This window comes from Bradyrhizobium sp. BR13661 (assembly GCF_029892425.1).
GTDB lineage: Bacteria > Pseudomonadota > Alphaproteobacteria > Rhizobiales > Xanthobacteraceae > Bradyrhizobium.
The window spans coordinates 70,034-90,840 of sequence record NZ_JARXWB010000005.1 but is presented as its reverse complement, the minus strand read 5'-3'; the positions used below and the strand labels follow the sequence as shown (position 1 = coordinate 90,840).

At 62.8% G+C, this 20,807-nt stretch carries 21 protein-coding genes; 16 read left to right on the top strand and 5 right to left on the bottom strand.

Features of this window, described 5'->3' with window-relative positions; translation table 11 throughout:
- Positions 1 to 246 precede the first annotated feature (246 nt).
- The 11 genes from M2427_RS10145 to M2427_RS10095 all read left to right on the top strand — a co-directional run bounded on the left by M2427_RS10145 (position 247) and on the right by M2427_RS10095 (position 11,806).
- Positions 247 to 1,977 (top strand): ShlB/FhaC/HecB family hemolysin secretion/activation protein, encoded by a 1,731-nt coding sequence (locus M2427_RS10145; protein WP_280706137.1) that lies wholly within the window; start codon positions 247 to 249, stop codon positions 1,975 to 1,977.
- Entirely contained in the window at positions 1,978 to 3,936 is a 1,959-nt protein-coding gene (locus M2427_RS10140) for a MotA/TolQ/ExbB proton channel family protein (RefSeq protein WP_280706136.1), read from the top strand.
- 4 nt (positions 3,937 to 3,940) lie between these two features.
- Positions 3,941 to 4,345, top strand: a complete 405-nt coding sequence (locus M2427_RS10135) for a biopolymer transporter ExbD (protein ID WP_212235883.1) — start codon at positions 3,941 to 3,943, stop codon at positions 4,343 to 4,345.
- A 21-nt stretch (positions 4,346 to 4,366) separates the two neighbouring features.
- On the top strand, positions 4,367 to 5,080 hold the full coding sequence (locus M2427_RS10130; protein WP_280706134.1) for a TonB C-terminal domain-containing protein: 714 nt from the start codon (positions 4,367 to 4,369) through the stop codon (positions 5,078 to 5,080).
- 82 nt (positions 5,081 to 5,162) lie between these two features.
- A complete protein-coding gene (locus M2427_RS10125) occupies positions 5,163 to 6,947 on the top strand; it encodes a putative porin (RefSeq protein WP_280706133.1) in 1,785 nt (594 codons plus the stop codon).
- 86 nt (positions 6,948 to 7,033) lie between these two features.
- The gene (locus M2427_RS10120) at positions 7,034 to 7,543 is read left to right on the top strand and encodes a hypothetical protein (RefSeq protein ID WP_348521921.1); all 510 of its coding nucleotides are present in this window, start codon (positions 7,034 to 7,036) and stop codon (positions 7,541 to 7,543) included.
- Positions 7,540 to 8,577, top strand: coding sequence for a peptidylprolyl isomerase (locus M2427_RS10115; protein WP_280706131.1), 1,038 nt, complete (start codon positions 7,540 to 7,542; stop codon positions 8,575 to 8,577). The genes M2427_RS10120 and M2427_RS10115 overlap by 4 nt, the downstream gene beginning before the upstream one ends.
- 220 nt (positions 8,578 to 8,797) lie before the next feature.
- Positions 8,798 to 10,261, top strand: a complete 1,464-nt coding sequence (locus M2427_RS10110) for an undecaprenyl-phosphate glucose phosphotransferase (RefSeq protein WP_280706129.1) — start codon at positions 8,798 to 8,800, stop codon at positions 10,259 to 10,261.
- Between the two features lie 158 nt (positions 10,262 to 10,419).
- Positions 10,420 to 10,698 (top strand): hypothetical protein, encoded by a 279-nt coding sequence (locus M2427_RS10105; RefSeq protein ID WP_280706128.1) that lies wholly within the window; start codon positions 10,420 to 10,422, stop codon positions 10,696 to 10,698.
- Positions 10,688 to 11,293: an A24 family peptidase gene (locus tag M2427_RS10100; protein ID WP_280706127.1), complete on the top strand. Its 606-nt coding sequence runs from the start codon at positions 10,688 to 10,690 to the stop codon at positions 11,291 to 11,293. Before M2427_RS10105 ends, M2427_RS10100 begins: the two co-directional genes overlap by 11 nt.
- Positions 11,294 to 11,584: 291 nt before the next feature.
- Positions 11,585 to 11,806 (top strand): hypothetical protein, encoded by a 222-nt coding sequence (locus M2427_RS10095; protein ID WP_280706126.1) that lies wholly within the window; start codon positions 11,585 to 11,587, stop codon positions 11,804 to 11,806.
- 91 nt (positions 11,807 to 11,897) lie between these two features.
- Here M2427_RS10095 and M2427_RS10090 read toward each other — a convergent pair whose 3' ends face one another.
- The 3 genes from M2427_RS10090 to M2427_RS10080 form a co-directional block, all read right to left on the bottom strand.
- On the bottom strand, positions 11,898 to 12,869 hold the full coding sequence (locus M2427_RS10090) for a helix-turn-helix domain-containing protein (protein ID WP_280706125.1): 972 nt from the start codon (positions 12,867 to 12,869) through the stop codon (positions 11,898 to 11,900).
- Positions 12,870 to 13,312: 443 nt separating this feature from the next.
- Positions 13,313 to 13,588 carry a hypothetical protein gene (locus M2427_RS10085; protein WP_280706124.1) on the bottom strand — a complete coding sequence of 92 codons (276 nt, stop codon included), beginning with the start codon at positions 13,586 to 13,588 and terminating at the stop codon, positions 13,313 to 13,315.
- A 228-nt stretch (positions 13,589 to 13,816) separates the two neighbouring features.
- Complete coding sequence (locus M2427_RS10080; RefSeq protein WP_280706123.1) at positions 13,817 to 14,080, bottom strand: hypothetical protein; 264 nt, start codon at positions 14,078 to 14,080, stop codon at positions 13,817 to 13,819.
- A 306-nt stretch (positions 14,081 to 14,386) separates the two neighbouring features.
- On the opposite strand from M2427_RS10080, the gene M2427_RS10075 reads away from it, so the two are divergent.
- From M2427_RS10075 to M2427_RS10065, 3 genes are all read left to right on the top strand, one after another.
- On the top strand, positions 14,387 to 14,833 hold the full coding sequence (locus M2427_RS10075) for a hypothetical protein (RefSeq protein WP_280706122.1): 447 nt from the start codon (positions 14,387 to 14,389) through the stop codon (positions 14,831 to 14,833).
- A gap of 89 nt (positions 14,834 to 14,922) precedes the next feature.
- Entirely contained in the window at positions 14,923 to 15,795 is an 873-nt protein-coding gene (locus M2427_RS10070) for a DMT family transporter (RefSeq protein ID WP_280706121.1), read from the top strand.
- Positions 15,796 to 15,886: 91 nt separating this feature from the next.
- Positions 15,887 to 16,624, top strand: a complete 738-nt coding sequence (locus M2427_RS10065; RefSeq protein ID WP_280706120.1) for a hypothetical protein — start codon at positions 15,887 to 15,889, stop codon at positions 16,622 to 16,624.
- Between the two features lie 60 nt (positions 16,625 to 16,684).
- Here the strand turns inward: M2427_RS10065 and M2427_RS10060 are convergent, their stop codons facing one another.
- Positions 16,685 to 16,957 carry a hypothetical protein gene (locus M2427_RS10060; RefSeq protein WP_280706118.1) on the bottom strand — a complete coding sequence of 91 codons (273 nt, stop codon included), beginning with the start codon at positions 16,955 to 16,957 and terminating at the stop codon, positions 16,685 to 16,687.
- Between the two features lie 68 nt (positions 16,958 to 17,025).
- A complete protein-coding gene (locus M2427_RS10055; RefSeq protein WP_280706117.1) occupies positions 17,026 to 18,417 on the bottom strand; it encodes a deoxyribodipyrimidine photo-lyase in 1,392 nt (463 codons plus the stop codon).
- 170 nt (positions 18,418 to 18,587) lie between these two features.
- On the opposite strand from M2427_RS10055, the gene M2427_RS10050 reads away from it, so the two are divergent.
- The gene (locus M2427_RS10050; protein WP_280706116.1) at positions 18,588 to 20,318 is read left to right on the top strand and encodes a Cache 3/Cache 2 fusion domain-containing protein; all 1,731 of its coding nucleotides are present in this window, start codon (positions 18,588 to 18,590) and stop codon (positions 20,316 to 20,318) included.
- Between the two features lie 92 nt (positions 20,319 to 20,410).
- Complete coding sequence (locus tag M2427_RS10045) at positions 20,411 to 20,806, top strand: DUF2177 family protein (RefSeq protein ID WP_280706115.1); 396 nt, start codon at positions 20,411 to 20,413, stop codon at positions 20,804 to 20,806.
- Position 20,807: the final 1 nt, after the last annotated feature.

Genomic DNA, 20,807 nt, shown 5'->3' with positions numbered 1-20,807 from the left:
CGGTCGCGCCTCATCACGGCTTGCGAGAATCTTTTCGCGCCGGCCGCGGGCGTGACGTCTATCGGATAAGGCCAGGTAGACCGGCGCGTTCCGGTCGGTTCGGGCTGTCCGAAGATCACTGCGGTCGCGACGTGTTGGCCGCAATGCGAGCATGATATCGAGGCTTAGGTGAATTCGCGTGGTCTGTATGAGAGGAGCGCGCGCCGCCATGCGCAGCTTCCGTTGCGCGCCACGCGGAGAAGCGGGTTGGCTTCCGCACGCCCCGCGCGTCTCGTCTTCTGCGGCCTCTTGATCTGCGCGATGTGTACCAGCCCGGCGGTTGCGAAGTCCGGAGCCGGCGCCGCCAAGCCAGGCCAGCCCAAGCCTGCAGAGGGCAAGCCTGCGGAAACCAAGCCTGCGGAAACTGCGCCGGCGAAGAACGCCGCAGACGCCGGCAAGCCGGCGGCTCCACCAGCTCATTTCGATATCGACGAATTTCGCGTCGAGGGTGCGGACAACCTGCCGCAGATCGAGGTCGAGGCCGCGGTCTATCCGTTCCTCGGTCCAAACAAAAGCGAACAGGACGTCGAGAAGGCGCGAGCCGCGGTGGAGAAGGCCTATCACGATAAGGGTCTTCAGACGGTCAGCGTCGCGGTCCCGCAGCAGGATGCGCAGCGCGGCTTCGTCGTGCTCAAGGTCACCGAGAGCCGGGTCGGACAGCTCCGCGTCAAGGGTTCGCGATACTTCGACCTCAAGAACATCAAGGACAACGCTCCCTCGCTGAAGCAGGGAACGCTGCCGAATTTCCAGGACGTGACCAAGGACCTCGTCGCGCTCAATCGCTGGGCCGACCGGCGCATCACCCCGGCGCTGCGCGCGGGCGTGGCGCCCGGAACGGTCGACGTCGATCTCAACGTCGACGACACCTATCCGCTGCACGGCAGCGTCGAGGTCAACAACAAGCAGAGCCCGAGCACCACGCCGCTGCGGACCAGCGTCTCGATGCACTATGACAACCTCTGGCAGCTGGGCCATTCCATGACCTGGACCTACCAGTTCGCGCCGATGAATCCGAAGGACGCGATGGTGGTCTCCGGTTCCTATCTGGCGCGCACGGAGATCGATTGGCTCAGCGTTCTCGTCTACGGCCTGGTGTCGGACAGCTCGGTCGCGACCGTCGGGGGTGCCAACGTCGTCGGCCCCGGTCAGGTGATCGGCGGGCGTGCCGTTCTGACGCTACCGTCCAGGGGCGATCTGTTCCAGACATTGTCGCTCGGCGTCGACTACAAGGACTTCAAGCAGTCGCTTCGACTGGGCACCGATGCGTTCGACTCTCCGGTGACGTACGTGCCGCTCGTCGGGACTTACGGAGCCTCGTGGCAGGGCGATGGCCATCTCACGCAGCTCAACGCCACGATCACCACTGGCCTGCGTGGAATAGGCTCCAGCCGCGACGAGTTCGACGCCAAGCGCTTTGACGCGACAGCAAGCTTCATCACGCTGCGCGCCGACATCTCGCATACCCAGGATTTCGCCGGCGGGTTCCAGCTCTACGCCAAACTCCAGGGACAGGTGGCCGACCAGCCGCTGGTGTCCAGCGAGCAGTTCAGCCTCGGCGGTCAGGACACGGTGCGCGGCTATCTCGAGTCCGAAGTGCTCGGCGACTACGGCGTGGCCGGTACGCTCGAGCTGCGCACGCCAAATCTGGCGCAATATCTCGAGCAGAAACTGCCCAATCCGCTCGGAGATAGCATCAAGTACAACGCGTTCGACGAGTGGCGCTTCTTCGCCTTCGTCGACGGCGGCAATGCCAGGATCCACGAGCCGTTGATCGATCAGCAATCGCATTTCGACCTCGCCAGCTACGGGGTCGGCATGAAGATGAAGAGCCTGCGTTACCTCAACAGCATCGTGTTCGTCGGCATGCCGCTGACCAGCCAGCAGGTCACCGTCGCCAACCATCCACGGTTCAGCTTTCGGGTCTGGGGAGAATTCTAGATGTCGCTCCTTCGCTTTGGATTACGCCGCGGAAACGGCCTGAGTGCGCCGGTGATGCTGCTTCTCGTCCTCGCGGCCGTGTTGTGGCCGAAAGCTGCCTCCGCGTGGTGGAACGACCAGTGGACGCTGCGCAAGAAGATCACGATCGACACCGGTCAGTCCGGCGCCGGGATCAGCGACGCCATCGGCACGGCGCCGATCCTGGTGCGGCTGCATGTCGGCAATTTCCGCTTCGGCGCGGCCAAGGACGACGGCGGTGATCTCCGCTTCATCGCGTCAGACGACAAGACCCCGCTCAAGCATCATGTCGAGAAATACGACTCACTGCTTGGCGAGGCTCTGGTTTGGGTCAGCGTTCCCGATCTGAAGCCGGGCACGAAGAACGATATCTGGCTCTACTACGGAAACCAGAAAGCGCCGACTGCGATCGACGCCAAGGGGACTTACGATCCCGATACGCTGCTGGTCTATCATTTCAACGATCGTGGGACGCCTGCCCAGGACGTCACGGCCTGGGCCAATTCCGCGCAGAACGCGGTGCCCGCGGCTGACGGCGCCATCATCGGGCAGGGCGCGCGTCTCGATGGACAGACCGCGATCGCGCTTCCCGGCTCTCCGTCGCTCGTGCTTGCCGAAGGCGGTGAGCTGACCTGGTCGCTCTGGGTCAAGATGACCGCGCCGCAGCCGGGTGCTGTGCTCTTTTCGCGTACCGAGGGCGCGAACGGACTGACCGTCGGGCTGGACAATGGTGTCGCGTTCGTCGAGGTCGCGAACGGTGGCGACAAGCAGCGCAGCACCGGCGGTGCGGCTATCGCGGCTGCGGGCTGGCATCAGATCGCATTCACGGCCAAGAGCGGACAGATCACGCTCTTTGTCGACGGTAGCCAGGCCGCCACATTGGCCGCCAGCCTGCCGACCATGACCGGCGTGGCGCAGCTCGGATCGGCAGCGCCTGCGGCAGCTCCGGCCGCGACTCCCACCGCCGACGCGACCCCGGCTGCGCCGGCGGGAGATGCAGCGCAGACGCCGGCGCCAGTGGCCGCGCCTGCGGGCACGGCGGCGGGATTTGCCGGCGACGTCGACGAATTCGAGATTGCGAAGGTCGCGCGCCCTGCCGGCTTCATCAAGCTGTCGGCAATCGGGCAGGGGCCCGATCAGGCGAAACTGATGTCGTTCAGCGTCGACGAAGAAAACTCCGGCTGGTTCAGCGGCGGCTATTTCGGCGTGATCCTGCGCTCGGTAACGCTCGACGGCTGGGTCGTCATCGGCTTGCTGGCGATCATGGCGTTCATCAGCTGGTACGTGATGGTCGATCGCATCTCGTATCTGAACCGGGTCGCGCGCGGCAACGAGCTCTTCCTCGGACAATTCCGTGAGACCTCGACCGACATCGGCGGGCTGCTTCAGCTCGACAGCGAGGAAAACGACCCGAGCTTCGGCGGCGAGCTCGGCAAGAAGCAGCGCAAGGCGGTCCGTGCCGCACCGCTCTATCGCCTGTTCGCGGCCGGCGCGCAGGAAATCCGCAAGCGCTTCGCCGGCGGCGGTTATCGCCGGCTGTCGCCGCAGGCAATCCAGTCGATCCGTGCGGTGCTCGACAGCGGTTTTGTTCGGGAGAGCCAGCGCCTCAACCGGCTGATGGTGATGCTGACCATCGCGATCTCCGGCGGCCCGTTCCTCGGCCTGCTCGGCACCGTCGTCGGCGTCATGATCACCTTCGCGGCGATCGCGGCGTCCGGCGATGTCAACGTCAACGCCATCGCGCCTGGAATCGCAGCGGCCCTGGTCGCCACCGTCGCCGGTCTCGGCGTCGCGATCCCCTCGCTGTTTGCCTACAACTACCTGACGATCCGCATCAAGGACGTTTCCAGCGAGATGCAGGTGTTCGTTGACGAGTTCATCACGCGCATCGCGGAGTCCTACGAGCTTCCGGACGAGCCGGTGAAGCAGGCGGCGGAGTGAACCCATGCAAGTCCAGTCCGAAAGCAAACCATACGACGACATCAACATCACGCCGATGCTCGACCTCGCCTACGTGCTGCTGGTGATCTTCATCATCATGACCACGGCGACCGTGCAGGGCATGAAGGTGAACCTGCCGAAGGCGAGCGCGGCGCCGAGCCTTGCTCAGCAAACCACCAAGGCGATCACGGTTGCCAATGACGGCAAGCTGTTCCTCGACACCATTCCCGTGACTTTGGCCGAGCTCGAGCAGCGATTGGTGCAGCAGCGCGCGCTGACGCCTGAATTTCCGATCGTCGTGCGCGGCGACGCCCAGACCCAGTACCAGAACGTCGTCGACGTACTCGACATGCTCGGCCGCCTCAACTTCACGCAGGTCGGCATGGCGACCAAGCCGGTGGCTCGGTGAAGCGGGCCGCATGTGACACCGATGGATCAGCGCGACACCAGCGAGGAGAACGAAGGACCGGCCTGGCGGCGCTATTTGCTGCTGGGCGGCGGCGGTCTCCTGGTGGTCGCCCTGATGGTCGGCGGCATCATGGTTCTCATGAGCGGCGACAAGAACCCGCCGCGCAAGGTGAACGAGCTTCAGGTGACGATGATCGTTCCTCCGCCTCCGCCACCACCACCACCGCCGCCACCCGAGAAGCAGCCGGAACAACAGCCCGAGCAGAAAGTGGTGGAGCAGCCGCAGGTCAAGGATGTCATCGAGGAGAAGCCGGTCGACATTCCGAAGGACGCGCCGCCCGATGCGGGACCGGATCCAACGCCTGGGCCGCCGGATCTTGGACTCGGCAATGGCCCGGGCGCCGGCGGCCTTTCGCAGGGTAAGGGTCGTGGCGGAGGCGGCGGAGGTGGTGGAAGCAAATGGGGCTATTACGCCAGCATCGTGCAGACGCAAATCGAGGCCGCCTTGCGAGCCAACGAAAAGACGCGCCACGCGGTCATGCAGGTCAAGGTCAGGCTGTGGTCCGACGCGACCGGCCGGGTCAGCCGCGTGCAACTGGTGTCTTCGACAGGCAATGGCGAGCTCGATGCGGTGATCCGGGACCAGATCCTCAGCGGCATGACGCTGCGTGAACCGCCGCCGCGGGAAATGCCGATGCCTATCGTGATGCAGGTGACGGCGCGCAGTCCGAGTTGAACTGAAGACGAAACGGCGCGAGCCGTTCGTGTGATTGAGTGATGAGACTGGAAGAAGGGTTGATGTGATGTGGCGTGCAGAAATGACGAAGCGACAGCTGGCGGGTACCGCGGCTATCCTGCTTGCGCTTTCCGCTCCGGCGTTGGCCCAGGACGACACACAGCCGGGCAAGCGTCCGACGGTGTCGCGTGATGCGCCGCCGTCGTCGAACGCAACCGTGAACCTGATCAACCTGCTGGTAAAGCAGGGCACGCTGAGCGAGGAGCAGGCTACAGCGCTGATCAAGCAGGCGGACGACGAAGCCTATGTCGCCCGCCAGGCGACACGCGACGCCACCACCAAGGCGGAAGGCGCCGAGAAGGCGGCCGCGACCGCGACGGATGCGGTTTCGCCTGCTGGTACCAAGCGCGTCACCTATGTCCCCGAGATCGTCAAGAAGCAGCTGCGCGATGAAATTCGCGCCGAAGTCATGGCGAAGGCGGAGAAGGAGAACTGGGCCTCTCCCGGAAAATATCCGGAATGGGCGCAGCGCATCCGGTTCTATGGTGACATCCGCGCGCGGTACGAGGGGGATCATTTTCCATCTGGAAGCGGGCCGCTCGAGAACTTTAACGCCATCAATACGGGATCTCCCTTCAATGAGGACCCTTCGCTCAATCCCTACTTTCCCCCATTCTATAACACGACACAGGATCGTAACCGATTCCGCTTCCGCGCGCGGCTTGGCGCCGACGTCGATCTTTTTGATGGTTTCAGCGCCGGCCTGAGAATTGCGACGGGCGACAGCAGCTCACCAGTCTCAACCAACCAAACGTTCGGCGGTAATGGCGGTAACTTCTCGAAGTACGCGCTTTGGCTCGACCGCGCCTTCGTCAAGTATCAGCCGGTGCAGGATTTCGTCGGCACTGTTGGGCGGTTTGACAACCCGTTTTGGTCGCCGACGGACTTGGTCTGGTACAAGGATATCGGCTTCGACGGCTTTGCAATTCAGGCCAAGCACGAAGTCGCGGAGGGATTCACGCCATTCTTCGTCGGCGGCGCTTTTCCGGTCTTCAACACCGATCTCAACGCAGGCATCAACAGTGTAACCATTGCAGGACCGACCTTCGCGCCGAGCCGGGACAAGTGGTTGTTCGGCGCACAGGGGGGCCTCGGGGCGAAACTGGATTCCGAAACCAACCTGACATTGGCGTTTGCCTATTACGACTTTATCAACGTGAAGGGCAAGCTTTCCAGCGAATGCTTCGTCACCAGCGCGGTCGATACCTGCGATACCGATCTGCTGCGTCCGTCCTTCGCGCAGAAGGGCAACACGTACATGAAGTTGCGCAACATTCCGTTTACACCGGGATCGACGACCCTCTTCCAGTTCTACGGCCTTGCCAGCGACTTCCGTCCGGTTGTCGCGAGTGGTCAGCTCGATTTCGCGCAGTTCAACCCGGTCCACATCATTCTCGACGCCGAATATATCTGGAACACGGCGTTCGATCGCGCGGCGGTGGCAGCTGTTGTGGTGGGACCAAACAACACCGCTCCGTCGTCAACCCCTAACGTATTCGGCCCGTACAACGGCGGCAACCAGGGCTGGCTTGCGCGCCTCACGGTCGGCAATAAGGAGGTCAAGCATCTCTGGGACTGGAACGCTCACGTCGGCTACAAATACCTTGAATCCGACGCGATGGTAGATGCGTTCGTCGATTCCGATTTTGGCCTCGGCGGCACCAACCTCAAGGGCTATTTCATCGGCGGCAATGTCGGCCTCGGCGAAAACATCTGGGGTTCGGTGCGCTGGATGAGCGCCAACAACATCGCTGGCCTGCCTTATAAGGTCGATATCGTCCAGCTCGATCTCAATGCGAGGTTCTGATCATGCGGCTGTTGCGTCTTTCATTCGTGGCCGCATTGGTGCTGATGGTCGCCTCGACCGCGCGTGCGGACCAGGAAAGCGACCGGTTGCGCGAGGCGCTGCGCAGCGCCACCGCGCAGGCACGCGCGGCGGAAGATCAGCGCGCGGCACTGCAGGCCAAGCTGACCGCGACGGAGCAGGAGCGTGATCGCTTCCGCAAGCAGAGCGAAACCTATCGCGCCCAGGTCAAGGAAGCCGAGCAGGCCTACCGCCAGGCGGTCAAGGATTTCAACGACCGTATCGCCGAGCGCGACGACTCGCTCGAGAAATGGAAAAGCGCATACGGGGAGGCGGCCGCCGTCGCGCGCACGAAGGACGCCGAGCGCGCCAAGTTTGAAGCGGACGCGACGGCATTCAAGGCCAGCACCAAGGCCTGCGAGGCCAAGAACGTTCGTCTGGCGAAGATCGCCGACGACGTCGTTCGTCAATATGAGGCCATGGATCCGCTCGAGAAGGTGCTCGATCATGATCCCGTTTTCGGTCTGAAGCGCGTCGAGCATCAAAACGCCGCTCAGGATTTCCGCGACAAGATTCTCGAACAGAAGGCCAAGCCATGAACAAGACTTTTGCTTTTAGTGCGATCGCCGTCGCGCTGGTGTTCACGGCTGCGCCGCAGGTCGTTGCCCAAACCCGTAACCCAGCGCCGGCCGCTCCTGCCCGTGCGCAGTCCGCGCCGGCCGCATCGAGCCAAGCGGCGGCACCGGCCCAGCCTGCGCCCGCTGCGGCAGACAATGCGGCCGTCAGAGGCGGCGAAATCATCGCCAGGGTCGGGGACAGCGATGTCACGGCCGAGGAAATTCGCGCGACGATCCAGCTCCTCGACGCCCGCCAGCAGGCAGCCATGGCGCATGATCCCGCCGTGCTGAGCCAGACCGTGCGGGCGATCCTGGCCAATCGCCTGGTGCTCAAGGAAGCGATGACCAAGAAATGGGACCAGCAGCCTGCCGTCGTTGCCCAGCTCGCGCGCGCAAGGGAGAATGTGATCATCGAGACTTATCTTCAATCGGTCACTTTGCCGGCTGATAGTTTCCCGAACGATGCCGAGATCAAGAGCGTCTATGAGGCGAACGCCAGCGCGTTTCTCGTCCCTCGCCGGTTCCGTCTGGCCCAGATCCTGGTGGCCGTCGCGAAAGACGCCGACAAGAGCGCCCAGGATGCCGCGCGCAAGAAGCTCGACGATGTCGTGAGCAAGCTGAAGCAGCCCAACGCGGAGTTTGGTCAGCTTGCTCGCAGCTCATCGGACGATGCGCCGACCGCAGAGCGGGACGGGGAGATCGGCTGGGTGGGTGAACCGGATCTGCGCACCGAGATTCGCGGCCAGGTGACAGGCTTGCCAAAGGCGGGCTTCACCGACCCGATCCGGCTCGATGACGGCTGGCATATCCTGAAGTTGCTCGACACCGAGGCCTCGCACACGCGGCCGCTGGTTGAGGTCAGGGACGCGCTGGTGCAACGCATCAGGGCTGAGCGCGTCGAAGCCAATCGCCGTGCCTATGTTGCCGAACTTCTCAAGCAGAGCCCGCCCGTCGTGAACGAAATCGCGCTGTCGAAACTGCTGGACACAAAGTCCGCCACGGCACCAGCGCGATAGCATCCAAATCCGATCCGAGCGGCGGCCACCTGAAAAAAGCCAGCGCGGCCCGGTCCTTGTCCGGGCCCGCATGGTGGTATTCCCGTTGCGATTGTTCGGCGTCGCGGCTCCCGACCGCGAGGGTCGGTTTGGGCTGCAACAGACCGGTAAACGTTAAGTAAATATCATCATAATGTGATATATAACGTGCTATGCGGCGGTCTACCGGCGCAGGTGCAGCATGACTGACATAACCAATCTCGACCGTTCGTCATCAGCCGTCGAGGAGCACGCCAGACGGCCCCGTATCGGCGTCCGGTTTGAGGTTATTGAGCCGCTTTTCGCGCTCGCTGACGCCCTGGTGATCGTCGTGGCCGGCATCTTGGGCGGGGTCCTCTACCAGCGCGCGATCAGCGGCAGTTTCGGCGACGCTGGTGTCTACGCCGGCCTGGGCCTCGTGGCCAGCTCGACATATGTGCTTGCGGCGTACCAATTCGGTCTTTACCGGATGAACGAGCTGCTCGAGCGGGAGCGCGACCATGGACGCGTCTGGGCGAGCTGGTGCCTTGCAATTCTTGTTCTTGCAGTTGTCCTGTTCCTGCTCAAATCCGCGGGCGAGACCTCGCGTGGTTCTGTCGTTTGCTTCTTCCTCTTGGGGGGATTCGGCCTCGTGGCGACGCGGCGCCTGGCGTGCCGTTGCCTGAGCTCGGCCCTCATGACCGGAGCGATCCGCGGCCGGCCCGCGATCGTGATCGGAACACAGAGCGAGATGGCGCAGTTCGGCCGGCGCGATCTGCTGGTCAGGTTCGGCCTGGACGAAATCGAGCGCGTCGTGCTGCCTCGCGACGGGAAAGGTGACCCGTCCTCGGAGCTGCACAAACTGCACGTCGAAACGGCGCAGCAGCGCGTGCGGGGGACGCCGGCAGAGGAGATCGTTCTCGCCTTGTCGTGGGCGCGCGCCGGGGACATCGAGCTGGTTCTCGATCGGCTGAGGGCAATCCCCCTTCCGGTTCGCCTGCTGCCCGATTGCGCAGTGTCGACCATCTTGCGCCGTCAGACCTCAATACCGCAGCGGTCATACATGGTCGAGCTGCAACGCGCGCCATTGACCGCGGTTGAGCGCCTGTCCAAGCGCGTATTGGACGTGACGGTGGCGGCCACCTCGCTGTTTCTGCTATCTCCGGTGTTGGTCCTGGCAGCACTCGCCATCAAACTTGAATCGGATGGCCCCATCATCTTCCGGCAGCGGCGCCATGGGTTCAACGGCCAACCCTTCGTCATTTACAAATTGCGCAGCATGAAAGTGCTGGAAGATGGTGCTGCCGTCGTGCAGGCGACGAAGCAGGACCCACGCGTCACCCGGGTTGGTCGCTTTCTCCGTGAGACCAGCATCGACGAGCTACCGCAATTGTTGAACGTGCTGCAGGGTAACATGTCCATGGTCGGACCACGGCCGCACGCACTGGCTCATGATTACGAATACGGCAAAATGATCGCCAATTATGCTTTCCGGCACCATGTGAAGCCCGGCATCACGGGGTGGGCGCAGGTGCAGGGATGTCGCGGCGGTACTCCGCAGCTCGAGCTGATGGAGAAGAGGGTCAAGCTGGATCTTTGGTACATTGATAACTGGAGTCTGGCGTTCGACATCTCCATCATGTTCAGGACGGCCTTCGAGTTGATCCGGCCGCGCAATGCGTATTGATGCGAGGGGCTCCATGCGCGTACCGCGGCAGCGCGTCTAAAGCTGGATTTGCAAGATAAAAGATTTTGTGCCGAGCCTGCCGCCTCGGCCTGCTGGATTGACTATATCAGCCTGAAATTCGATCATCCTCCAGTTCACTTGGTGCTTGAGAACACAAGATGATGGCCAGGCTCGCAATTGTGGCATTTGGGCTCCTGTTTGGCGCTGCGGCCTTCGCGCAGCCGTTACCTGCGCTGACACCGGGCCAACCGCCCGTGCTGCTTGTTCCATTTCCCGTTCCGCCCAGCGCGTGCATTTGGGCCAGCCGTGTCTTTAGTGAAGGCGCTGAATTCTGTTTTGCCTCTAAAGCGGTCATGGTCTGTGGCAAGGAAAAGCAGGGTAAGTGGACCTACGAGGGCAGCGATGCCTGCAATGGCGCGCCCCTAGATGCAAAATGACGAGGCGGATCTCACGGTTGCGGCCGAAACCATCGTTGGCTATCGCTTTTGGTCTTACGTTGTCGCTGCCTTGGCCGGTCTCTTTTCGGTCGTAACGAGTCTGTCGGTTGCCCATGGCGCTTTAGGCGTGGCGGGCGCGGCGTTGGCGCTTGTCATGCTGACAATTGCCGTCATCGACGCGAAATATCTTCTGATACCCGATGCCTTGAACGTTGCCGGGCTGGTCCTGGGCTTGGTCAATGCGATGGTGGTGGCGCAGGGTGACCTGTCGGCGCTGTTGATCGCCGTGCTGCGTGCCATCGTTGTTGCTGGCGCTTTCTTGGCAGTGCGCGTGGCTTACGCTCGCCTGCGCGGCCGGCATGGCCTGGGACTTGGTGACGTCAAGCTCGCCGCCGTCGCCGGGGCGTGGCTTGATTGGTCGATCTTGCCGATTGCAATCGAAATCGCGGCGCTTTCAGCTCTTGCGACCTACGCGCTCCGCTATCTTGTTTTGCGTCAACGGCTGCGGCTAACCAGTCGTATGCCATTCGGCCTGTTCTTCGCTCCCGCGATCTGGGTCGGTTGGCTGTTGCAGATGACGCTGCTGGGCGCCTAGCAAAACAAATCCGTCGCGTCGCGAGGCTCGCTGCAACAATCGTAGTCGTAGCGACGGATGCATCTGCGAGATTGCGGTTCAGCGACAGGACAAGTTTTGCTGGCAACGCAAACGAAATTTGAGCAACGAATTTCCCACATTCGGCCGGAAATCTGACTCTTTGTTTAAGATCAGTCACAGCAACGATAAGAAACATAACTAGTAAGAGGCTGAAACAGGCTCGGCCTCGCGAGTGGGGTTGCTCGCGAGACTAGTTGGTGCGTCTGTTGTGTGCCGTTATTGGGGGTTGAGGTGCCTGGAACAACAAATCCGATAAAAAAATCGGGCTTTGACAAGGCGCCGCCGCAGGCGAACGCAAACTCAAATGTATACGATCTCGCTTTGAAGCAGGACGAGAGCAGCCGGCGGCGCCGTATTGCCGACCTTGAGCATGAGAATGCACTTTTGATGCGCGTGATTTTGGAGACGCGGATCGAGGTCGCGCGCCTGCGCAAACTGTTGTCCTCCAACTAATCGATGGCAGTCCTCCGCCGCCCGTGCCTTTTTATCGGCGGTGGATTTGACGCGTTTGTTATGCTGGTGTTAGGCCAGTGTTATTCTTGTGTTACGCTAGGTTGGTCGGAAAGCCGGCTTGCCGGGCCCGCGCCAGCGTATCCGAGGGCGCCTCGTGGAATGTCGCGCGGTAGGCTGCGGCAAACTCGCCGAGGTGATGGAAGCCTTGGGCGCGCGCACACGAGGCGACCGATGCCCCGCCGCTCCTGAGCAGTTGTGTGCGTGTCGCCCAAAGCCGCTTCAGGCGGATGTATTGATGCAGGCTCATCCCTCGCACCTTGGCCACCGCGCCGCCGAGGGTCCGGATCGAGACGCCGAATTCATCGGCGAGATCGGCCGTATAGATCGGAGCGGTCGGGTAGGCTCTGACATAGTCGTCGATCTGCTGCACGAGCCTGGCCGAGCGCGCGCCCGCGCTCGGAACTCCGCACTCTGCCAGCGGGATTCTTCGAAACAGGTCGTCGAAAGCGAGCAGCAGCCCCTCCTGCAGATGGGCGGCGACCTCGGTCGTCTCGAACATGTGCGGCTGGACCGACGCGGTCCGCAGGATGTCCTGCACAAGCTGCCGTGCGTAGAGATGAGCGGCGGGATCGGCGATGCGAACCCACAATGCATCGGCGCGATCGAACCAGCCGCGATCCCTGAGCGCGGGCGAGAACATGATCAGCGCGTGATGATTGACCTTGGGCTCCACGAAATGGCAGTGATGAATGCCGCGCAACGCGACGAAGAAGCGCGAGTCGAACTCCACTCCGCTCGAGCGGGCGCACAGATCGTCGCTCATTGGAAGGATCACCATGCCGCCCGGTGCGCGATAGGTTGTCTCCAGGATGCGTGCAAACGACCTTGCCACAAATATGCGGCACGCCGGCAGGTTTACGATCGCTCGCGCCGCGGCGAAATTGGCGACGTCGAGGGGAATGCTTCGAGAATCCTCCAGGGACTCGGCCGGCCGAAACGCGTCGATATCGGTAAACCGGGTCAGCTGGAGCGCGGAGGACGGGGCGAGAGCGTCGAAAAACATGCGTCTGGCCGGATGCTGCAATGTGACGATGAAATGAACGTCGTTACATGGCCATCAATGGCGATACTTGACGATTCAGTAAACAGGATTCAGTGCCGTAATATTGCGGACCTCATTCCACGAGGTCGGAACGATGCCGCCGTCAACGATCCCGGTTCATCGGCTTGCCGGAGGCGAGGTCGATGAAGTGGAGTCGTGTGCACGCTGGGCAGGGGAAGGACTCAAAACTTCGTCCTTCCTCGATCTTCTGCTTCTCGAGATGTGTTTGCACATTCATGCCCGTCTGAGGGCATCGGAATACGATCAAATCGGCCATCGATCCAGCATATGACCGAATGACGGATTTCATCCTTGATCTAGATCAGTTTTGGAAGCACTCCAGCAGCATCGACTGAGTGCACCATCTCGCAAATGCGAAGGGGCCCGAGGGCCCCCTTGAGATATCACCAGCGGCGATAGCCGTAATAGCCATAGTAGCGCGGACCATAATAACGCGGACCATAATAGCGCGGCGGCCCATAATATCCGGGGCCGTAACCGTAATACACGTTGGGCTGCCACCAGCAGCGTCCCCAGGCGTTGCAGACCATGCGGACCTGCTCGATGCCCGAGACTTGCGGCGTCGCGGGCGCCGGCGCAACAGGCATGGCCGACGCCGGCGACGATGCCGCGAGGGCACCGAACAAGGATGCGGCGACGAGGCCAATCTTTGAATTCATGATGTTCTTCCTCCGCTTACGCAATACAGGATATCGAAGTTGTTCTGATCAAATTGTGGCGGAGCCGAAATGTAATGCTGATGAACAAAGCTTCAGCCAGCCCACCGTAGCCATGACCACCGCAGGTACCCAGATTAGCATCCAGGGCTCATGCCAAGCAGGCGGGGCAAGGCTGTCGCTTCGAATAATTCGAAGTGCGGAGCGGATCGGCGGGTCGCCGCGGGTCCCTCAGTAGCAGGGGTGCCGCCGGCGGTCCTGGCCAACATAGGCGGCAGCGCTCTGGTAGCAGTGGTTGGTCGATGGGCCGTCGTAGAAGGCGAAGGTACCGGGCTCAATTCCGGGGCCGTAATTATGCAGATAGCTGATCGGGTAGGGCAGCGGGTTGGCGTAGGAGCGGTGGTACCGGTGGTGCACCCGCGCCTCCGCGAGGCTGGGGGCGAGGATTGCGGCCGACAGGGCAGCAACCGCGGCTACAAGCTTCAACTTGCTCATCTCGATTCTCCGGAACCTGCACGAATAGCTCAGCCATCTATAGCTATTTCGGGTCGCCGGGGCACCCGTCCGGGGCGGGGAAATCGGGTCCGATCCTGCAGATTCCCGGGCAAGTGTGACAGAAATGCCGGAAATGGGAGCGGAGCCTGCCCATTTTTGGCCTTTTCGGGATGCTTAACGAATTCCCCACACAAGTATGGCCAAAGAGAATCCGGTCAAAGATTCCTCCCGCCGGCTCCTTGGGGTTTTCATTGGGGGCTCTTCGGGGCCGGTTCATTCCTGCAAGGTTTTCGTCGTCACGCTGCCATGCGCATCACGCTCCTCAGCCTGCTGTTGCTCTTCGTCGCTGCTGCCGCGCCAGCGCGCGCCGAGCTGCATATCACCCGCGACCATGGCGGCTATGTCGAAGAGTACAAGGTCAAGTACAAGCGCGTCCGCGACACCGGTGAGCGCGTGATCATCGACGGCATCTGCAACTCGGCCTGCACGCTCGTGCTCGGCATCGTGCCGCTGAACAAGATCTGCGTGACGCCAAAGGCAAGCCTCGGCTTCCACCAGGCCTACTACGACAAGGCCTTCACCTTCGGCATCAAGGTCACGAGCTCGGAAGGGACATCCGACCTGATGTCCTACTATCCCGACACAGTGAAGGACTGGATCCGCCGCAATGGCGGGCTCACTACCGACATGAAGAAGATCAAGAACGGGGTCGATCTCTGGAAGATCATCGATCCCTGTCCGGAAGAATGGTGATCGGCTGATCTGAGCCGCCGCGTCCGTCGCAGCGCAGCATGCGAAATTCGCATTGCCGCGCCGTCCCCGCTCGGGCAATGAGGGCGGCAATGAATCATAACCAGGAAAATCTGGCCGCGCGGGCGGCGCCGGTCCTGTTCGTGCTGCTCTGGAGCACCGGCTTCATCGGCACGAAATACGTCATCAACAACGCCGATCCCTTGACCTATCTCGCCATCCGCATGGCCGTGGTGGTCTGCCTGATGGCCATCATCGCAGGCGTCGCCCGGCCGAAATGGCCTGATCGTACCGGCATCGCGCACAGCGCGGTGGCTGGCATCCTGGTCCACGGCTTCTATCTCGGCGGCACCGCGATTGCGATCGCGCACTCAATTCCGGCGGGGCTCTCCGCGCTCATTCCAGGCCTGCAGCCGATCCTGACCTCGACCATCGCCAACCGCTGGCTCGGCGAGAAGGTGACGCCGGTGCAATGGGGCGGCCTGCTGCTTGGGCTCGGCGGCGTGGCGCTGATCCTGCACGATCGCCCCATGACGGGAGAGGCCGGACTCGGCTGGCTTGCCTCGGTGGTCTCGCTGATCAGCATCACGCTCGGCACGCTCTACCAGCGCCGCTACTGCAATCACATCGACTGGCGCGCCGGCAATCTCGTGCAATACGTCGCCGTCACCATCTTCTTTGCCGCCGGCGCCTTCCTGTTCGAGGATCGCGTGGTGCACTGGACGCGGGAGTTTGTGCTTGCGCTTGGCTGGCTTGCCGTTGCGCTCTCGATCGGATCGATCGGCCTGTTGTACTGGCTGATCCGCCATGCTGCCGCGACGGCTGTTGCCAGCCTGTTCTACTTGGTCCCGGCGGTCACGGCGCTGATGGCTTATCTGCTGTTCGGGGAGAGGCTGGATGCGCTGGCGATTGGCGGCATGGCGATGTGCGCGACGGCCGTCTTCGTGGTCAACAGGCGCGTCTAGGCGTCGGATGACCGGAATACATCCCTGACGTGCGCCGCGCCGTCATGCTAGGCTGGGCCCATTTCAGTTTCCCTTTCACCCGGTGATTTCCATGAAAAAGGCGAGACGTGCACTGCTCGGCAGATCCATGAAGCCGGTTCGGATCGCCTGCATCAACTATGCAAAGATCGACGAGGGAGAGATGCGCCAGCTCACCGCGGCGCTGCAAAAGTGCTACGACAAGCATTTCCTTCCGGTGTGGGGCTGTCCGGTCGATCTCTATGTCACGCGCAAACCAGAGCGGACCGACTGGCAGCTGGTCTATTTTGACAATGCCTTGCACAAGAACATGCTCGGACGTCATGAGTTGACCCATCGCGGCCAGCCGATCTCGAAGATCTTCGTCGAGGCGCTGAATGGCGAGCCGATCAGCGTCGCGGCCTCACACGAGCTGTTCGAGATGGTGCTGGATCCCATGGCCAATCTCTGGGCCGACAAGAATCGGAACACCCAATTCGCCTATGAAGTCTGCGACGCTGTTGAGGAGGACACGTTCGACGTCGATGGATGGCCGATGTCGAACTTCGTCTATCCGTCCTGGTTCGAGCCGTTCAAGCATCCCCGCGGCACGAAGTTCGACCACAAGGGGACGCTCAAGGCGCCGTTCTCGATGACCGAGGGTGGCTACGTCATCAAGAAAGTCAACGGCAGGAAGGTGATCAGGGCGTTCGGTTCACCGGGAAAGCGACGGCGTTTCGCGAAGGAGGACCGGCGGGGTCATCGCAGCGAGTTTCGCGATCCGAAAGGCGTCCATCATCCGGGTCGCCGCAAGTCCAAGCGGGGAGGCTAGGGCGTCTTCGGGCGGAATCTCCGGGCGCCCCGCACCCGGAGACTTGCTCTGAAGCCGCGATCAGCGCTTGGCCTTCTTGGCCTTCTTCTTCTTGGCGGCTTTCTTCGCTGTTTTCTTGGCAGCCTTCTTCGCGGTCTTCTTGGCAGCCTTTTTCGCCGACTTCTTGGCGGTCTTCTTCGATTTCTTCGCAGCCTTCTTCGGCGCTACTTTCTTCGCAGCCTTCTTTGCAGCCTTCTTGGCCTTCTTTGCTGCAGGCTTGGGAGCCGCCTTCGGCGGCTCGGCAGCAGGCACTGCTGCTTCGATTGTCGGCTCAACTGCAGTTACGTCGTCCATTTCGTGTCCCCCACGGTTTGCATGGAGCGATGACGATAGCGGGTTTCATAATTGTGTCAAAGCAACCCTCAACCTTTGCGGATATTTGCGTAAGCGGCGAGCGCGCGCTCGCGTCCCTTGGCATGATCGATGATCGGCTGCGGGTAGGTCTTGCCGAGCGTGACGCCGGCGCTTGCAAGCTCGATCGGCGTCGCCTGCCAGGGCTGGTGGATCAGCTTCGCCGGCACGTCCCTCAGCTCCGGCAGCCAGCGCCGGACATAGGTTCCGTCGGGATCGAACTTTTCGCCCTGGAGGACCGGATTGAACACGCGGAAATAGGGTGCGGCGTCGGCGCCGCAGCCGGCGACCCATTGCCAGTTGGCGGGATTGCTGCCGGCGTCCGCATCGACCAGCGTGTCCCAGAACCAGGCCTCGCCGTCGCGCCAGTCGATCAGGAGGTGCTTCACCAGGAACGAGGCGACCACCATCCGGACCCGGTTGTGCATCATGCCGGTGTGCCAGAGCTCGCGCATGCCGGCATCGACGATCGGGAAACCGGTGCGGCCGCGCTGCCAGGCGGCGAGGGCCTTCTTGTCGGTCTTCCAGGGGAAATCGTCGAAATTGGTTTGCAGGTTCTCGGTGGCGAGGTTCGGGTGATCGTGGAGCAGGTGGCGGCAGAACTCGCGCCAGCCGAGCTCGCTCAGGAACTTGTCGATCCCGGATCCAATCGCCGGATTCTCCCCCGCGGCGAAACGCGCGGCGTGAAAGACCTGGCGCGGGCTGAGCTCGCCGAACCGCAGGTGCGGCGAGAGGCCTGAGGTGCCCTCGCGATCGGGGCGGTCGCGCTCGCCGGCATAGTTGCGGGCGGTGCGCTTGAGGAAGTCGCGCAGGCGGGCGCGAGCGGAGGCTTCACCCGGCGTCCATCTCTCTCGCAGGCCGCCGGCCCAGTCCGGCTTGGTCGGCTCGAGCTGCCAGCTCTCCAGTGTGTCGCCGGTGATCTTCGGGCCGGGGCGCAGTTGTGTCGGCGCGGGCAGCGGTTTGGGTGGATCACCAAGCGACAGCACCCGCCGCCAGAATGGCGTGAATACGCGCAGGCCTCTACCTTCCTTGTTGCGGATCGCCGAGGGGGGAACGAGCAGATCGCCGGGGAAACTTTGCGAGTCCACGCCGAGCTTTGCCAGCGACGCTTCGAGCTGTCTCTCGACGGCCTGATGCGGCGCCTGAGCGATCATATTCCAATAGACCGCGCCAGCGCCGGCCTCGCGCGCCACCTCGGGGATCACCCGGGCCGCCGGTCCCTTGCGCAGGGCAAGGAATCCGCCGCGCGCGGCGATGTCGGCGCCGAGCGCGCGCAGCGACTGCGCCAGCCACCAGCGGGCCGCGCCACCCGGTGCCCGTCCGGCCGCATCGTCCAGCACATAGAGGCAGATCACCGGCGCGCCGGATTTCGCGGCGGCGTGCAAAGCGGGATGGTCGGACAAGCGGAGGTCGTCGCGGAACCAGACGATGACAGGCGGGGGGCTTGGCGGGGGCAGGGCGCGTCCTCGTTTACGTCTTGGAAAGCATGCCGCGGGCGGCGGTGTGAACCAGCGTTAATGGGGTCGTAAGCGAATTGCATGAATATGCAGGAATTCCGGGGGTAGTTCCATTCATGACCAACTCATTAACGGCGAAGTTCGTGCCGCAATTCAAGCTGGGCACCAAGGCTGTCTTGTGTGCCGTCCTGCTGATTGCGATGAACACCGCATTGGTGGTCGGCGCCGGCTACTGGTCGCTCACCTCCGCCTTCAATGATCGCGCGCTGCGCGACATCGAGGTCAGTCTGCGCACGCTGGCGCTGACCTTCGCTGAAGTCTTTCCCGACGCGAAGATCACGATGCGGGATGGTGCGGTGGCGCGCGCCGATATCGCCAAGATGCCGGACTTCAAGGATCACGCCATCGTCGATCGTGCGGTCTCTTATGTCGGCGGCAATGCGACCCTGTTCGTGTTTGACGATGCGAGCGGGCAGTTCGTCCGTCGCTCGACCAATGTGAAGAAGGAAAACGGCGATCGCGCCGTCGGCACCCAGCTCGCCGCCGACCATCCGGCGCAGGCGCTGCTGCGCCGTGGCGAAGCTTATAAGGGGCCTGCCACGCTGTTCGGCAAGTCCTTCATGACCGCTTACTTCCCGATTGCGGACTCGGCCGGCAAGGTCGTCGGCATCCTCTATGTCGGCATCCCCATGGCGCAGTACGAGAGCATGCTCGCCCAGGCGATTTGGAGCATGGCTGTCGCGGCCGGTATCGCCGCGTTGCTGGTCCTTGTGCTCACCATGCTGGTCGTCCGCCGCGTCACCCGGCCGCTCACCTCGGTCACGCGCTCGCTGACGGCGCTTGCCAACGGCCAGAGTGACGTCGCGATCGATTGCGAGGACCGCGGCGACGAGATCGGCGAGATCGCCCGCACGGTGGCGGTGTTCAAGAGTAATTCGCTGGAACGGGCGCGGATGCGCAGCGAGCAGGCGGAGACCGCGGCCGCGGCGATCGAACAACGCAAGGCGGATCTGCGCAACTTCGTCGGCCAATTCCGCGGCAGCGTCGGCGGCATCCTTGACAAGGTGCTGCATTCCTCGAGCGAATTCGAGCGCGTGGCCCGGCAATTGACCGATACTGCGCGATCCACGGCCGACCTGTCGGCGAAGTCGGCCGGCGCCTCCGAGCAGGCCTCCGATCACGTCCGTTCGGCGGCGTCAGCCTCGGACGAGCTGTCGCAGTCGATCTCCGAGATCACCCGTCGGGTGCAGGAATCCAACGCGATCTCGGCCGAGGCGGTGCAGCAGGCCGAGGCCACCGACCAGCGCATCGCGCAGCTTTCGGAAGCAGGCTCCCGCATCGGCGACGTGGTCAAGCTGATCACTTCGATCGCCGAGCAGACCAACCTCTTGGCGCTGAATGCCACCATCGAGGCCGCGCGCGCGGGTGATGCCGGGCGTGGCTTTGCGGTGGTGGCCCAGGAGGTCAAGACGCTCGCCGGCCAGACCGCCAAGGCAACCGACGAGATATCGACCCAGATCGCGAGCATGCAGCTTGCGACCGAGGAGTCGGTGACGGCCATCAAGGCGATCACCGAGACCATCGAGCGCATCAGCGGCATCGCGGCCTCGATCTCGGCGGCGGTCGAGCAGCAGCGCAGCGCTACCCAAAACATCGCGGCCAGCGTTCGCGCCGCGGCCTCGGGCACCGCTGACGTCGTCGTCAATGTCCGTCAGGCGGCCGAGGGCGCGAGCGAGACCGGTGAGACGTCGAGCCGGATGTTTGCCTCCGCCCAGGCGCTGTCGGGCGAGAGCCTTCACCTCAAGGCCGAGGTCGACAGCTTCCTCGATCGCGTGCAAGCGGCTTGATCCCGGATTGGTGGGCTGAAACCAGCAGCCCGCCGTGGCGTAACTGATGGCAACATGACTGTCCGCGAAACCTGCGGGCAGGGAGGCCGCCAGTGAACCGTATCGCCGTGCTCTATGTCGCAACCCTGATCGTCCTGACCGGGCTGGACTTCCTGTTCCTCGGCCTGATCGCCAAGGGATTTTTCGCCGCTCAGGTCGGCAGCATGCTGGGCGACGTCAGGCCCCTTCCTGCCGTCCTCTTCTATCTGATCTACGTCGTCGGTGTTTTGGTGTTCGTGAGCGGCACGTCGACTGCGACTTGGCAATCGACGATACTATATGGCGCGCTATTCGGCTTGTTCTGCTACGCGACCTTCGAGCTGACTGCGCTGTCACTGCTCAAGCACTGGACCTGGCCCGTCGTCGTTTTGGACATCACATGGGGCGCGGTGGTGACCGCGGTCTCGTCGACCGCGGGTCTGTTGGTGGCGGATCGTGTGACCGGCTAGG